The sequence below is a fragment of the Marinobacter halotolerans genome (genome assembly GCF_008795985.1).
Taxonomy (GTDB): Bacteria; Pseudomonadota; Gammaproteobacteria; order Pseudomonadales; family Oleiphilaceae; genus Marinobacter; species Marinobacter halotolerans.
Genome location: NZ_VMHP01000001.1, coordinates 1,765,326 through 1,779,465, shown reverse-complemented (window position 1 = coordinate 1,779,465; position 14,140 = coordinate 1,765,326). Strand labels below are relative to the sequence as shown.

Annotated in this window: 10 protein-coding genes; 3 read left to right on the top strand and 7 right to left on the bottom strand. The window is 59.6% G+C overall.

Annotation, left to right across the window (positions count from 1 at the left end; genetic code table 11):
• The first annotated feature begins 23 nt into the window (after positions 1-23).
• On the top strand, positions 24-392 hold the full coding sequence (gene nirD, locus FPL19_RS08245) for a nitrite reductase small subunit NirD (protein WP_150911962.1): 369 nt from the start codon (positions 24-26) through the stop codon (positions 390-392).
• A 75-nt stretch (positions 393-467) separates the two neighbouring features.
• On the opposite strand, the gene FPL19_RS08240 is transcribed toward nirD, so the two are convergent.
• Both FPL19_RS08240 and FPL19_RS08235 read right to left on the bottom strand, forming a co-directional pair.
• Positions 468-3,620 carry an efflux RND transporter permease subunit gene (locus FPL19_RS08240; protein ID WP_150911961.1) on the bottom strand — a complete coding sequence of 1,051 codons (3,153 nt, stop codon included), beginning with the start codon at positions 3,618-3,620 and terminating at the stop codon, positions 468-470.
• Positions 3,620-4,705 carry an efflux RND transporter periplasmic adaptor subunit gene (locus tag FPL19_RS08235; protein ID WP_225314338.1) on the bottom strand — a complete coding sequence of 362 codons (1,086 nt, stop codon included), beginning with the start codon at positions 4,703-4,705 and terminating at the stop codon, positions 3,620-3,622. Before FPL19_RS08235 ends, FPL19_RS08240 begins: the two co-directional genes overlap by 1 nt.
• 210 nt (positions 4,706-4,915) lie before the next feature.
• Between FPL19_RS08235 and FPL19_RS08230 the strand changes: the two genes are divergently transcribed.
• Positions 4,916-6,283, top strand: a complete 1,368-nt coding sequence (locus FPL19_RS08230; RefSeq protein ID WP_150911959.1) for a WS/DGAT/MGAT family O-acyltransferase — start codon at positions 4,916-4,918, stop codon at positions 6,281-6,283.
• 12 nt (positions 6,284-6,295) lie between these two features.
• On the opposite strand, the gene FPL19_RS08225 is transcribed toward FPL19_RS08230, so the two are convergent.
• Complete coding sequence (locus tag FPL19_RS08225; protein WP_150911958.1) at positions 6,296-6,706, bottom strand: NINE protein; 411 nt, start codon at positions 6,704-6,706, stop codon at positions 6,296-6,298.
• 49 nt (positions 6,707-6,755) lie between these two features.
• The gene (locus tag FPL19_RS08220; protein ID WP_150911957.1) at positions 6,756-7,862 is read right to left on the bottom strand and encodes an AraC family transcriptional regulator; all 1,107 of its coding nucleotides are present in this window, start codon (positions 7,860-7,862) and stop codon (positions 6,756-6,758) included.
• 242 nt (positions 7,863-8,104) lie between these two features.
• Between FPL19_RS08220 and FPL19_RS08215 the strand changes: the two genes are divergently transcribed.
• A complete protein-coding gene (locus FPL19_RS08215; protein ID WP_150911956.1) occupies positions 8,105-8,992 on the top strand; it encodes a metal-dependent hydrolase in 888 nt (295 codons plus the stop codon).
• 4 nt (positions 8,993-8,996) lie between these two features.
• Here the strand turns inward: FPL19_RS08215 and FPL19_RS08205 are convergent, their stop codons facing one another.
• The 3 genes from FPL19_RS08205 to FPL19_RS08195 form a co-directional block, all read right to left on the bottom strand.
• Positions 8,997-11,777 carry a LuxR C-terminal-related transcriptional regulator gene (locus FPL19_RS08205; protein WP_225314337.1) on the bottom strand — a complete coding sequence of 927 codons (2,781 nt, stop codon included), beginning with the start codon at positions 11,775-11,777 and terminating at the stop codon, positions 8,997-8,999.
• On the bottom strand, positions 11,777-12,865 hold the full coding sequence (locus tag FPL19_RS08200; RefSeq protein WP_150912450.1) for a DUF2156 domain-containing protein: 1,089 nt from the start codon (positions 12,863-12,865) through the stop codon (positions 11,777-11,779). Before FPL19_RS08200 ends, FPL19_RS08205 begins: the two co-directional genes overlap by 1 nt.
• A gap of 165 nt (positions 12,866-13,030) precedes the next feature.
• Positions 13,031-14,107: a GGDEF domain-containing protein gene (locus FPL19_RS08195; RefSeq protein ID WP_150911955.1), complete on the bottom strand. Its 1,077-nt coding sequence runs from the start codon at positions 14,105-14,107 to the stop codon at positions 13,031-13,033.
• Positions 14,108-14,140 lie beyond the last annotated feature (33 nt).

Sequence of the window (14,140 nt, the reverse complement as noted above, 5' to 3'; positions counted from 1 at the left end):
CCGTTAAGAGATTGGAGAACGTTATGAAGACACAGACGAGTTGGGATGTTGTTTGTACGGTTGATGACTTGATTGCAGAATCCGGCGTTGCGGTCTGGACTGAAGATGGACCCGTGGCGGTGTTTTATCTGCCGCATCGGTTGCCGGCGCTGTTTGCGATTAGCCATACCGATCCGTTTACCGGGAAGAACGTGCTGGCAAGGGGCATTACCGGGGATCTGAAAGGTCAGCCGGTGGTGGCTTCACCGCTTTACAAGCAGCACTTCAACCTGGAAACCGGTCAGTGCCTGGAAGATGAGACCGTAAAGGTCAAAACCTACCCGGTCCTGCTGGATGGCGAAAACGTCCGTGTAGAAATCCCGGCAGCTAATAAAGAGTCTGCTGTCGCATAGAGCGTTCTTTTACCCCGACAGGCCCGTGCCCTAGCCCGAAAAGCCGATTTGGGGGGTGGCGACTCCCCCAAGGACTTAGGCAACAGTCCTACGCCGCCACCCCAAAACAAACACGGTAAGCGCCGGCAGGAAGGTCAGGGTGACGGTGGCAGCGCCCAACAGTCCGAACAGGACGATGGCACCGACGCCACGGTACAGCTCCGTGCCTTCGCCCGGCAGGAACACCAATGGTGACAGGCCGCAGATGGTGGTCAGGGTTGTCATGGCAATGGGCCGCAGTCGGGTTTCCACGGCCATGACGACCGCATCCACCACCGAGGTTGCGCGATGCCTGAGATTTTGCCGGGCCTGTTCCACCACCAGAATCGGGTTGTTCACCACCGTACCCATCAGAATGAGAAAGCCCAGCATGGTAATCATGTCGAATGGCTGACTGAGAGGCCGCAGCCCGATCAGCGGTATCAGGCCACCCACCAGATTCATCAGCGACAGACCCACAATACCGCCGGCAATGCCCAGCGGAATAGCCGTCAGGATCAGCAACGGGAAACCCCAGTGGGCGAAGATGGCTACCAGCAACAGGTAGACAATCACCAACGCAATCAGGAAATTACCGGTCAGCGCCTCCTTGGTCGCATTCAGCTGGTCGCTGGCGCCGGAGATGTCGATGGCCACATCAAGTGGGATCTCACCGCTGTCCCGCATGGCGCCCAGCAGTTCCGTTTGCACCCGCTGCACACCCACTTCCAGGGGCACGTCGTCCGGCGGAATCACGTTCAGAGTGACAGTACGCCGGCCGTCCAGCCGCCGGACGGTACTGGTGTCCACGGTTTCCTCGATGCTGGCCAGGCTTGAGAGCGGCAGGGTTGCGCCCTGGGGCGTGTGAACCATCACGTCCGGGAGTTTCGCCAGCCCCGGATTTCCGCCGCCACTGCCATACAGGTAGATATCGATCTTGTCGTCTTCCAGGAAGAAATCATCCACATAGGAGCCTTCCGTCAGCGACGCCACGGTGAAGCCGATGGCTTCGGTATCCAGGCCCAGCTCGGCCGCGCGATCCCAATCCGGCCGCACCTGAATCAGCGGTTGTGCAAGCGACAAAGTCGAGGGCCTGCTCTGGATACGGGGGTTGTCGAAAATGCTACGGGCCCGCTCGTAGGCGATGTTGGCGACCCGGTAAATGGACACCAGATCCGGCCCGGAGATGTCCAGGCTGATACTTCGGGTGCCGCCATCGTTACTGGAAATGATCGACCCCTTGGCGGCAAACGCCCTCATGCCGGGAAACTGTTCGTAGAAACCGGTAATTTCCGCCATCAGCGCATCAATGTGACTCGGGTTGATGGTCTCCGAAATGATGCGGATGCTGGTGGGCGTGGCCTCCAGATTCAGATACGCCATGGGCGGCACCGGCGTTTCACCGCTCTCATAGGGCCCCGGTTCGGCATTTACGTGGGGCAGAAAGTAATCCTCTACCTGCTGGGCGATGGCCGCCATTTCGTCCAGATTGTAGCCCGGCGGGGCGCTCATGTATGCGAAGGTTTTCGGTTCTTCCCCTTCCGGCAGATATTCCGCCGGTGGGGTCAGGAACAGGATGACCCACAGGCTCGCGGCAACGGTGCCGCCTATAACCACCAGGCGCCTTAACCGCCCGCTCACCATCCAGCGTACCGCTTTGACAATACCGCCGGCCCAGCCGCCGGACACCACATTGCCCTGGGCATCGGCGTTGCTGTTACGGTTTCCGAAATCGAGCCGGGCGCTCAATGCCGGAATCACGGTCACCGCGATCAACATGGACGCCAGAATAGCCGCCGAGATGGCAATGGCCACATCCGAGTAGAGCTGGCCGGCCTCTTCCTCGATGAACAGTATGGGCAGGAACACCAGCATGGTTGTGGTAGTGGACGCCAGCACCGCCGGCCAGACTTCCTTCACGCCTTTCAGGGCCGACTCGAACCGGTCCAGCCCCAGACGCCGGTGGCGCTCGATGTTCTCCAGCACCACAATGCTGTTGTCCACCGTCATACCGATGGCAAACGCCACACCCGCCAGCGAAATAACGTTAATGGTGCGACCGGTAATCATCAGCCCCAGAAAGGCGGCGATGGCACAGAGGGGAATACCGATGACACCGGTGAGCGTGGCCTTGCCGGAACGCAGAAACAGGAACATCACCAGAGTGGCAAAGGCGGCACCGATGCCCAGATTCGTCCAGACGTTGGCGATGGAAGCCTGCACGTAACGGGCATCGTCGGCAGTCAGCGCAAGCCGCATGCCCTCCGGTTCCAGTACCTCGGCATTGATGCGCTCAACCTCGTCCAGCATCTGTTCCTTGATGCGGATAACGTTGGAACCGGCTTCTCGCCTTACCGACAGGCTGATGGCCCGTTGACTGTCAATCCAGGAGATTTCCCGGATTCGCGAATGTCCCTGTTGAACGCTGGCGACCTCCGACAGACGCACCACACTGTCACCCTGACGGGACACCACCAGATTGCGCAGTTCTTCCAGGTCACGGAAGCGGCCTACGGTCCGCAGCAGATACCGGCGTTTACCGGCCGCCACTTCTCCGCCGGATACGTCCTGATTGCGTGAATTAATCGCATCCCGCAAATCCAGCAGGCTCAGACCCCGTTGGGCCAGGGCCGCTTCGTCCACCAGAATCTGCATCTGGCGGTCGGCGGCGCCACCCACGCGCACTTCCGATACGCCGGAAACACTTTCCATCCGTGGGCGTACCCGGTCCTCGACAAAATCCCCCATCAGTTCGATGTCCAGCTCCCGGGGATTGTCCGGCAGGGTGGTGATGCGGAAATACATGAACGCGTTCGAGGAAAAAGACGCTGCCACGATGCGCGGCTCATCCACATTCTGTGGGTAATCCGACACCTGGCTCAGGGCATTGTTCACCTGGATCAGCGTTTCAGTGATATCCACGCCAAAGGGAAATTCCAGTTCGATTTCCGCAGATCCGCTGGAGGCACTGGACACCATCTCACTCAGGTTGGGCACATTGCGAAGGTACTGTTCCTGTTCGATCAGGATTTCTTTTTCGATGTCCTGAGGGGTCGCACCCGGCCACCGGGTTTCCACGGTCACCGTGCGGGTCTCCAGGTCAGGGATCATCTGAATCGGGATGCGTAACGCGGCTACGGCGCCAATAACCGCGAAAATAAGCGTAATGACGGCAACCAGAGTGCCGTGTCGTATCACTCCGGAGAACATCAGCGCGCGCTCCGTTCGGCCAGGCGCACCTGGGTTCCTTCACGCAGGGATTCGTTGCCTCGCACAACCACCTGTTCGCCACCTTCCAGTCCGCTCAGCACTTCCACCCGGTTGCTGAAGCTGCCACCCAGGGAGACCCGCTTCTCACGGACCTTATAGCGGTCTTCATCCGCCGGTTCGGCAATCCATACGGTGGTACGACCTTCCGGATACCGGTTGATGGCATCCCGGGACACCGTCAGGCCCTGTTCGCCGGTGCTGACCTGTAACAGCCCCTCAACGGACATTCCCGGAAGCAGAGTCTTTGATGCCGGGGCTTCGGCCCGCAACAGGAAGGTTCGGGCGCGGGCATCGGTTACCGGTACCCACACTGCTATCCTGGCCTCGACGGGGTCCTGGTCCGCCGCGGCCGACTGAATCAGCAGGCGGGACTGGTCGGAAATCCGGCTGTAGACGCTCTGGGGCACCGCGAAATCCAGACGCAGGTTGTTGGTGTCCACCAGGGTCATCAGCTCGTCACCGGGCACCACCCACTCACCAAGATCCACTGATCGCTGACTGACCACACCGCTGAAAGGCGCCCGAACACTATGGCGATCCAGGTCAACCTGCAGACGGCCCAGCCGGGCCTGCAATCGGGCAACAGACGCCCTGGCAGCTGCCAACTCCGCCTCACGGCTGCGTACCTCGGTGGCCGCAATGTTGCTGCCTGCACCCAGGGCAAGGGCCTCATCCAGACGTCTTTGAGCCTCCGCCACCCGAACTTCCGCCTCATTCAGGGCTGCGCGGGATTCGTTACGGTCGAACGTCGCTGTCTCGTCCTCCAGCGCAATCAGCAGGTCACCTTCCGACACCCGGTCACCGGCATCAACCGCGACCCTTTCAATCAACCCGGACACCGCGGAAGACAATCGGGAGCTGCGCAGGGCGTTCACGGTGCCATTGAGCTTTATTTCACTGATGATCTGGGACTCTGTCACCTTTCCCAACGCCACACTGGGCATGCTCTGGGCCTGTGCCTGGGCAAGGGGAAGGCCCAATAGCAGCAGTACCCAAAGTGCGGGATGCCAGAAAAACGGTTTCAAAGGTGCTCTCCTTACAAGACGGTGGCGATAATGCTTCCGGTAGTGGCTTAAAACAGATTTACGAGGCATAAGGCCCGGCAGACCTGCATTGCCGCTGATAATCAATCGACCGATGGCCTGCCCAAAAATGAATCCGCCGGAGCTTTCGCGTCTCGCAAAATACTGCAACACTGCATTTGCAACGACTATCAAAACAAAAAGAGTACCCTGATGAAACGACTCAGCCCGGTAGACCAGGTTTTCCTGTGGATGGAAAAGCGCCAGCAGCCGATGCACGTGGGAGGTCTGCAACTGTTCTCATTCCCTGAGGACGCGCCGGACTACTACGTGTCGCAGCTTGCCAACCAGTTGCGGGAACAGACGACCGTCACGGCGCCTTTTGATCGCCGGCTGGACAGCCGGTTCGGTCAGCCGGTCTGGGTGGAAGACGAACATCTGGACCTGGAACACCATTTCCGGTTTGAAGCCCTGCCCACGCCCGGGCGTATTCGGGAACTGCTGGCGTTTGTATCCACGGAGCACAGCCACCTGATGGACCGGGAACGGCCGCTGTGGGAGTTTCATCTGATCGAGGGACTGCAAGACCGCCAGTTTGCAGTCTATACCAAGGTGCATCATTCCCTGGTGGATGGTGTATCCGCCATGCGCCTGTTTCAGCGTATGCTGTCCGACGATCCGGAGCAGCGGGACATGCCGCCGATCTGGAGCCTGCCCCGGCGCAGCCGCACAGGCACAAGTGACAATGGCCCGTCCATGTGGCGGAATGTCGCCCATCTACTGGGCGAATCGGGCAAGCAGCTGGGCACTGTGCCGGCGGTATCCAAAGCACTGTTGAGTACCGTCAACCGGGCCCGGAAAGACCCCGCCTACGATTCCATCTTCCACGCGCCCCAGTGTGTGCTGAACGGCAAGATTACCGGCTCCCGCCGATTTGCCGCCCAGTCCTACTGCCTGAAACGCATTCGCGCCGTCTGCAAGGCGTCGGAAACAACGGTCAATGACGTGGTGATGGCCATGTGCGCCACTGCTCTTCGCACCTATCTTATGAACCAGGACGCCCTGCCGGAGAAACCTCTGGTCGCGATGGTGCCGGTTTCCCTGCGCAAGGACGACAGTTCCGAAGGCAATCAGGTCGGCATTATTCTGGCGTCCCTCGGCACGCATCTGAACGACGCGGCCCAGCGGCTAAGCTATATCCACGAGGATGTGAAGGCGTCAAAGGAACGGTATGCCAGCATGTCGGCAGAGGAAATCCTGAACTACACCGCCATGTTGCTGGCCCCGGCCAGTTTCAACCTGCTGACGGGGATGGCACCCAAGTGGCAAACCTTCAACGTGGTGATTTCCAATGTGCCTGGCCCGAAAGAGCCCAGTTACTGGAACGGTGCGAAGCTGGAAGGCATGTATCCGGTCTCCATCGCCATGGACCGCATCGCCCTGAACATGACCCTGACCAGCTACTGTGACCAGATCGAGTTCGGCCTGATCGGTTGCCGCCGTACCCTTCCAAGCCTGCAACGTATGCTGGACTACCTGGAAGAGGGGCTGGCGGAGCTGGAAGCGGCCTGGGGTCTCTGAGGCCTGATGAAATCAGAGCCCAGAGGCGATCTCGTGGTTGCGAACGGTTATCTGCTCGTTCATGGTCCAGAAATCATAGAGCACGCCCACCAGGAAAAGACCGCCGGTCAGCAGGTAGAGTATGCCCGTCAGCCACTTGCCCATGTACATGCGGTGAATACCGAGTACGCCAACGAAAGTGAGCAGAATCCAGCTGATGTTGTAGTCCACAACCCCTGATTCGTAGCGAAGATCGGCCTCGCGGTCCATGGCGGGGATCAGGAACAGGTCGATAATCCAGCCGATGAAGAAAAGGCCAAAGGTAAAGAACCAGATGGTTCCGGTCACCGGTTTGCCGAAATAGAACCGGTGGGCCCCGAGGAAGCCAAAAATCCAGAGCAGGTAGCCGATGATTTTACTGTGCGTATCCTGAACAGGTGCCATGATCTGGTTTCCTTGTAGCCGTGGTTTGTGTGTGCCAGTGGGTCAGGACTCAGGGCCCCACTTCCGGTGCAGGATCCGGGCCCTCCTGGCGGAATTCGCCAGCGGATTTGCCGGTCCATTTGCGGAAGGCCCGGCTGAAATTGGACAGATCCGCATACCCCAGTTCGAAGGCAATCTCGCTGACCGACTGGTTAGTGTAGCGCAGCAACTGAATTGCCCGGTCCTTGAGCACCGCCTCGACAATTTCACGGTAGGTGGTGTCTTTTTCCGCCAGACGTCGCTTGAGCGTGCGAGATGACACGCAGAAGCGCTCGGCCATGCTGTCCAGCGACGGCAGCGGACCAGGAGTCATATGTAACACGTTCTGCACGGCGTGAGCGATATCCCCCTGGTCTTTCAGCGCCTTTTGCAATTCGAACTCGCACTGCTCCCGGGCCATCCGGGACGCGTCAGCATCCGCCAGACGCATTTTCACATCCAGCAGACCCTTGGGAAAGACCAGGGTTTCCTGGGGCTGGCCGTATTCAAAGCGCACCGGTAGCTGGTGGGCAAAGCTGCGGTAATAGTCGGGCTCCGGCGCACTGAGCTGCACTTTCACGCCGGGAAGTTTACCGTGCTCCAGGGCGTATCCTTTTTGCTGTGCATCGTCCCGGTCGATGAGCTGCTCCGTCAGCATGATCAGCGTGGCCCCCACAGTTTCGGCAAGAAATGGAGTCTGGCGGGGCAACTCGAACTCCGAACGCAGCCGCACCAGCATTTCCTTACCGGTGTCGGTGAGGCTGATGGTCAGGAAGGGCACCCGCAGTTGCAGGTAGCGGCGCACCGAATCCAGCGCTCCGGACAGGGTGGGGCTGGTCAGCGCGGCGAAACCCAGCGTGCCATGGATAGTGACCCGCAGTTCCCGGGCCAGCAGAAAGCTTAGCCCCTGATTGCCCGCCATCGCCAGGGCGCGTTCGGTCATTACAATGGCGTCGGTAACGAACACGCGGCTGTCGTTGGAAGCCAGATCTGCCGGACCAAAACTCAGCCCCTCGTAGAGGCCGCGCTCGTTATGCCCCAGCTGACGCACCACATCCGCCAGTACGCGCATGTAAACACCCGGGACCAGGAACAGTCCCAGCATCTGCCGCTCTCGATCCGGGCCAGCGTTTGTCATTGCGTTTCCTTTATTGTCGGTTGGCGCACCTGATCTGATCCTAACAGAGCCCCCATACCCCGGGGCTGTGGCTGCATGGGGGTAGGGGCGCCGTCAATCCAGTCAATGGAACGCAAACCCTTTGCGCCGACTGGCCCTGATTCCACGACCTCCGTCCCCTTCGCGCATTCCCGGCCCGGCTGGACTCCCTCAGACTGGATCCATGACATCAGTCACTGCGCGAACGCGCTGAGGAGAAAACCATGCAGACAACCGGAACCGCCACCAAACCCGCGGCACGAACGCCCGAGAATGTGGAGATAAAACCCCAGCGTATGGGATTCGAATTCGGTGAACAGGTGCCCCGTTACTGGGTGGCGGAAAACTACCTGATCAGCCACACAATGAATGCGCTGTCCGTTCTTTTCCCCCAGGGGGAACAGTTTTTTGTGGACTCTGTAAGACACTTTCGCAGCATCCTCACCGACCCGCAGCTAAAGCAGGAAGTGAGTGGCTTTATCGGTCAGGAAGCCATGCATTCGCTGGAACACATCGCCATGAACCAGCATGTGCGCGACCAGGGCATGCCAGTGGAGAAACTGGAAGCCCATCTGGCGGTGGTGTTGGGCATTGCCAAAAAACTACCTGAGCGACACCAGCTGGCCATCACCTGTGCGCTGGAACATCTCACCGCCATGATGGCCGACATGCTGCTGGCCCGGGACGACGTGCGAGAGGATATGCACGAAACCATGCGCCCTCTCTGGGTGTGGCACGCCATTGAGGAGACCGAACACAAGTCAGTCGCCTATGACGTTTTTCAGCAAGCCGGCGGCACCTACGCTGAACGCGCTTTCTACCTTCTGTTCAGCACCGCGGCGCTGGGCGCTATGGGCAGTTACTGCACCGCCCGCATGATGCTGAATGATCGCAAGGGGTTCTCCCTGAAAGGCGCGGCCGGCGGCCTGTGGCGACTCTGGGGCCGTAACGGTACCTTTTCCAGCCTGATCCCGACCTGGCTGGAATACTTCAAACCCGGCTTCCACCCCTGGGATCACGACAACAGTGACCTGATTACCAGGTTCAAGTCAGATATCCAGGAATACATTGCGCCGGAGTACCGCAACGGCAACCGCCGGACGCTTCAATAGAGTTCTAATCCAGCAGGCCCAGGGACCGGGCGCGGGCCACGGCCCGACCCCGGTTGCCGGCATCCAGCTTGCCATAGATATTACTGAGGTGGGATTTGACCGTTGCCACCGTGATCCCAAGCTGATTGCTCATCACCTTGTTGCTCAATCCCTGGGACAGCAACCGGAGCACGTGCCGTTCCCTCTGGCTAAGCGGCTCGGGTAACATTACTGCAGTATCATCATCGCCAGCAACCAGTGGCTCGGTATCACTGCCGGCGTCTTCCCCGACACCGCGGCGTATATCGATCACCTCACGGGCAAAAGCGGCTACCGATTCATGGTGAAGACATTGCTCCAGAACCGGATCAAACGTGGGGTCCGCATCAACGAACGGTCTAAGCAGGCCCAATGGAACAAACCACCGCAGGGTTTCGCCCAGCAGGGCAGCAGCCTGATCCCGGGATCTATCACGGTAGGCCAGCAATAACACCTGCATCAGTCGAACGTGGCACACCACCAGATGGTTGCTGCCCTGTTCCGCGTCCACCACCAGGCGTTCAAGACCCTCATCCACCGCCAGACCCATGATCATTTTACCCAACAGGAGCAGTAACCGCTCGTTCAGCTGGAAAAACCGACTCCGGCTCTGCCTGGCCTCTGTGTTATCGAACCGTTGAGCCCAGGCCAGTAACACCGACGCATCGCCCTGTCTGAGGCTGGCCAGAGCCTGCAGCGCGGGGCATTCCGGGATGTTGTAGGTCCATTCGCCACCGCCCATTAGCTGGTGCAGTTCGGTAATATCATCCAGCCTGGAACGCCAGGCGGTCTCGTCACCGGCAATCATCGCGGCCCGGAAACTCTCGAAAGCGAGATATACCTGATCCATCAGATTCATCCGTTCAGGTGCGAGGCGGGAAGCTTCTGCCAGGATCGCCCGGGCGGAGCGCAACTGTATCCGTTCCAGCGCCAGCATACCGTCAAGATAGGCCAGCATGGCTTCCTGGTCTCGCAACGGCGGCAAGCCCGAGAGCTTGTCGCGGGTTCGATCAAAGCATCTCACCGCTTCATTAATCCGGCCCTGATGAATCAGCACCGGAATCAGCACGGCAAGGCATCGCAAAACACAGTTGGTGTCATCGCTGACCAGGGCGCCCGCCAGTGCCCGGCCAAGAATCCGCTCCGCTGTCTCCAGCTCTGCGTCCATGGACGCGTCCACACCGAGGATGTAAAGGCCCCAGTTGTGCAGGTTGCTGCTTCCGGTTTCCAGCCTTTGCGAAAGTTCCCGGATCGAGTCCCGGGCGGCCCCTGCCCGGCCGGTGAAGCGGGACGACATGCAGCGAAGCAGCAGTGCGACAAACCTCAGGGTCTCAGCATCCTGCCCGCTCTGCCCGACAAGCAGCGCATCGGCGCTTTCAGTCAGCTCCAGAGCCTTCCCGAAGCGCCCCTCCATGGAAGAGAAAAGCGCCTGCAGTATGGTCAGAGCCGCTGAACGTCGCCGGAAATCCGGCGGAAAGCGGTCCGGTAGGCTACGAAAGCCCAACAGATCGTCCGATAGAAGCAGCCCAGGCAATAGTGCTTCCGCCTCCTCAAAGCAGTGCTCGGAAACCAGAAGATCGAGCGCCTCGTTCATCAGCCCGAGATCGGCAAACGCCTCCGCCGCGACCATGCGGATGCCACGGGCATGTGGCCCGGCATCCACTCTGGGACGCAACCATTCCGCCAGCAGATCGTGAAGCCGATACCAGCACTGGCCGGAACCGAAGTGCTGCAGTAACAGGTTGTGGTCGCGCATTGCGGCAATCTGACGTGCGGCATCGCTTTTGCCTCGGGCGCGATCGGCAATGTCCTCGGAGAAAAGCGGCAGCAGGCTGACATCCAGCAGGAACTGTTGAAGCGAGGCATCCAGCTCGTCAAAAACCTCCTCCAGAAGGTAGGCCGCCAGCGCATCGGCACCGTCATTAGCCACGGAATTGCCCGCCGCCCGGTCCAGGGAGGATGACATGGCAGACAGCTGCAACGCAGCGGGCCAGCCTCCCGTGCGTTCGTGCAGCCGGGCTATATCGATGGTACTGGCATCCTCCCGGCGAAGCCGCACGAAGCGACCCGTCAGTTCAAGATCAAAACACAGGGAATCAGCCCCGAGTTTGAGCATCTGTTCACGTGCTAACAGCTGGGCAATCCGGATCGGCGGGTCGGTTCTGGAAATACAGATCAACCGAAGCAGGCCCGGTGCGAAATCGATAAAACGGCGGACCTGTTCCAGCAACGCGTCCTGACGGATCAGGTGAAAATCATCAAGAATCAGGAAGAGCCGCTGGGGCGCCTGCCAGGTTCTGGCATAGTCGGAGAGCCGGTTGACCAGCAGGGCCACGGGATCGACCACGGCGCCCGGCTCCAATGCCGACAGCAGGGTACTCTCGCGAAGCGCCAGGCTCGGGTCGACGCGTGCCAGCGCTGCACTGACCGAACGCCAGAAAAGGTGAGGTGTATCGTCCCGGGCATCGATCGTAAGCCAGGCATGAGCTGGTTTCCGGTCTTCCAGCCACTGGGTAACGAGGGTGGTTTTGCCAAACCCGGCCGGCGCAGAAAGCAGTGTAAACGGCACATCACCGGCGCAATCCAGGAGCCTGAGTCTGGTTTCGTCTTCTATGAGCCGATGGGGCAGTCTCGGCCGGGACAGTTTGGTTTCCGCTACCATCGGGCACATCATCCACGGTTGATGATGTCCAGAATAGCGACGGATCTGACCCTCATCCAGGGTCGACTCTCCGTTCTGAGACCGGGATTCCGGTTTTTGAGTCATTACGTCGAGATCAGGCCGGTTCCCTTCAGCAGAGTGGCCACAACACGAAGACTGCTGATGTTACGGGCGCAAACAAACCAGGGCGTTTCACGGGGGCGATACCGGGATTTGTGGTAAGCCAGCGGCGCAAAGGCATACAGCCGGTTGCCACAGCGGTAGAGTCCCTGTTGCGCCCAGCGCAGCCCTGGGCGGTCATTTGCGAAACGGCGGACGCCATGAAGCGGGGCAATCCCGAGAGAGACTTCCCCTATCCCTTCATTACGGAACTGCTCAATCGCCCTGAGCATAATATGGTCAAGCACCCCCATCCGATTGGTTTCCGGCGAGGCTCTGAGAATGTTAGCGCAGTAACCATGCAGCTTACCGTCCCTGAAATAGGGGTCGAAGAAGACGTACGCGGCGAGCGCGTCGTCGACATACCCGTAGAACTTCCGGACACCCCATTCATCGTCGAATACCGGTGGTCGGGTGAGCAGGCCAAGCTCCCGCTGTTTGACGGCCTTGTTACTGCGCCAGGAGCGGGAAATCTCTTCCACCTGTCTACGGCTTACCGCGCCCGCTGCCTGTTCCTGCACGCGGACATGGCAGCGACGGTCAAGGTTACGGGCATGGCGTAGCTGTTTCATGGCGCGCCCGCGAACAGAAAAATCCGCCGGATTGATGGCAAATTCGGTCCCCATCATGGTGGCATCGTATCCCCGCTTGCCCAGGGTTAGCGCCATGGCGCGGTCCACACCCACAAACAGCGCCCGGCCCGGCACGTCCCGCTCGAAACCCGCCAGCACTCTGAGCATGTCACCATCAGACGCGAGTGGCCGTGTCGGTACCACATTGACACGCTGGCCCAGCAGAGAAACCGGCACGTAAGGAACAAAACCCGCCTGGTGATCCAGGTAGTGATGACAGTCTGGCTGAAGCGCAAAATAGCTGCTGGATTGACGACCAAAAGCCCGCAGAAACTGTTCCGACACCCGCGGGTCACACTGTTGCGGGTAAGCTGCCAGGCTATTACCCGCCTCAATCGCCGGCGTCTGGTCAAGCGCATCCGTCAGGCTGGTGGCATCAATGGCAAGGTTGGTCAGGTTCATGGTCAGCCCCTTAGTCATTCTTTTACCGCAGCATTGGGAGCGGAAAGTTCAACAGAGGGTTCAATGCTAGGCTCAAGGGGCTGGCCAGCCATCCGTCAAAGGGTTGAGAGATGACTGTAAAAACGGACTTGGTTCACAATCGGTCAGCTGGACCCGACGATTTGGCTACCGCCTCACCGCCGAAACGCCGGCACGGATGACTTTGTTCCGACCGGCCTGCTTGCCTGCAAACAGGCAGCGGTCGGCGGCGCGGTAAAGAGTTTCGGCGCTGCGGCCGTGCTCGGGAAAGTGGGCAATGCCGAAAGAGGCGGTCAGGCGGATCGTGGCATCGCCATAGGGCAACTCGCTGGCTGCGATTCGCTCCCGCAGCTCTTCCATCAATTCAAAGGAATCGTCCGGTTTGACGTCCCGCAGGATCAGGCCGAACTCCTCACCGCCGAGCCGCCCGACCGAATCCGTGGCCCGCAGGCGCTCCGTGAGCAGCTTGCCGATGCGGCTGAGGGCGCGGTCACCGGCATCATGGCCCATGGTGTCATTGACCAGTTTGAAGTGGTCCACGTCCATCACCACCAGCGCGAAGCCGGAACCGCTGCGATCGCACTCGGCAATGGTTCTGGCCAGGGTGCTCTGAAAGCTTGACCGATTGGCCAGACCAGTCAGGGAATCGTTCTGTGCCATGTTGAACAGCTTCATTTCAGCTTCTTCCCGCCGGGTCTCGTAGATGTGGACGAACAGCAGCATCAATACGGCACACAGAACCAGGTTGAGCAGATCAATCAGGGCAAAGGCACTGGCAAACGAATCCACAGAAAAGGCGTAAACCAGGCAGCCGGCAACCAGAAAAGGCGCGCTCAGGCGGAAACCCGCGCTTTTGCCCAGCAGCAGGTAGGAAAGCACCGGGATCATCAGTATCCAGGTGTAGGCGGTGATAGAGGCATCCGGGACGACAAGAATCAAAAGCGAGAACGAGAATCCTGAAACCAGATAGCCGTAGATCCAATGCTCAAGGTTTGGCGAGCTATAGATCCGGTATCGCCCGAAAAAGAGGACACCGCTGGCGATAAATTCGGCCGTGGCCAGCAGAAAATGGCCGTTGATGAACTGGAGCGACCCGAATATCAGCAGAGCGGCCCCCGTTACCAGAAACAGGGTTCGCGTCAGCGAACGTCGATGGTTGTCCCTGAGACCTGAGCGGCTCTGCTCAAGTGAGACACCAAGATCGGCTTCCTTGGGAGTGCTCATGGCGTTGGATTCCGTAACACGAGGCGGTTAATA

Excerpts from the sequence above, each read along its gene's own strand:
- FPL19_RS08200 (WP_150912450.1), bottom strand. The coding sequence starts at position 12,865 with ATGAACCTGACCAACCTTGCCATTGATGCCACCAGCCTGACGGATGCG.
- FPL19_RS08220 (WP_150911957.1), bottom strand. The coding sequence starts at position 7,862 with ATGACAAACGCTGGCCCGGATCGAGAGCGGCAGATGCTGGGACTGTTC.
- FPL19_RS08225 (WP_150911958.1), bottom strand. The coding sequence starts at position 6,706 with ATGGCACCTGTTCAGGATACGCACAGTAAAATCATCGGCTACCTGCTC.
- FPL19_RS08205 (WP_225314337.1), bottom strand. The coding sequence starts at position 11,777 with ATGACTCAAAAACCGGAATCCCGGTCTCAGAACGGAGAGTCGACCCTG.
- FPL19_RS08215 (WP_150911956.1), top strand. The coding sequence starts at position 8,105 with ATGCAGACAACCGGAACCGCCACCAAACCCGCGGCACGAACGCCCGAG.
- FPL19_RS08230 (WP_150911959.1), top strand. The coding sequence starts at position 4,916 with ATGAAACGACTCAGCCCGGTAGACCAGGTTTTCCTGTGGATGGAAAAG.
- FPL19_RS08240 (WP_150911961.1), bottom strand. The coding sequence starts at position 3,620 with ATGTTCTCCGGAGTGATACGACACGGCACTCTGGTTGCCGTCATTACG.
- FPL19_RS08195 (WP_150911955.1), bottom strand. The coding sequence starts at position 14,107 with ATGAGCACTCCCAAGGAAGCCGATCTTGGTGTCTCACTTGAGCAGAGC.
- nirD (WP_150911962.1), top strand. The coding sequence starts at position 24 with ATGAAGACACAGACGAGTTGGGATGTTGTTTGTACGGTTGATGACTTG.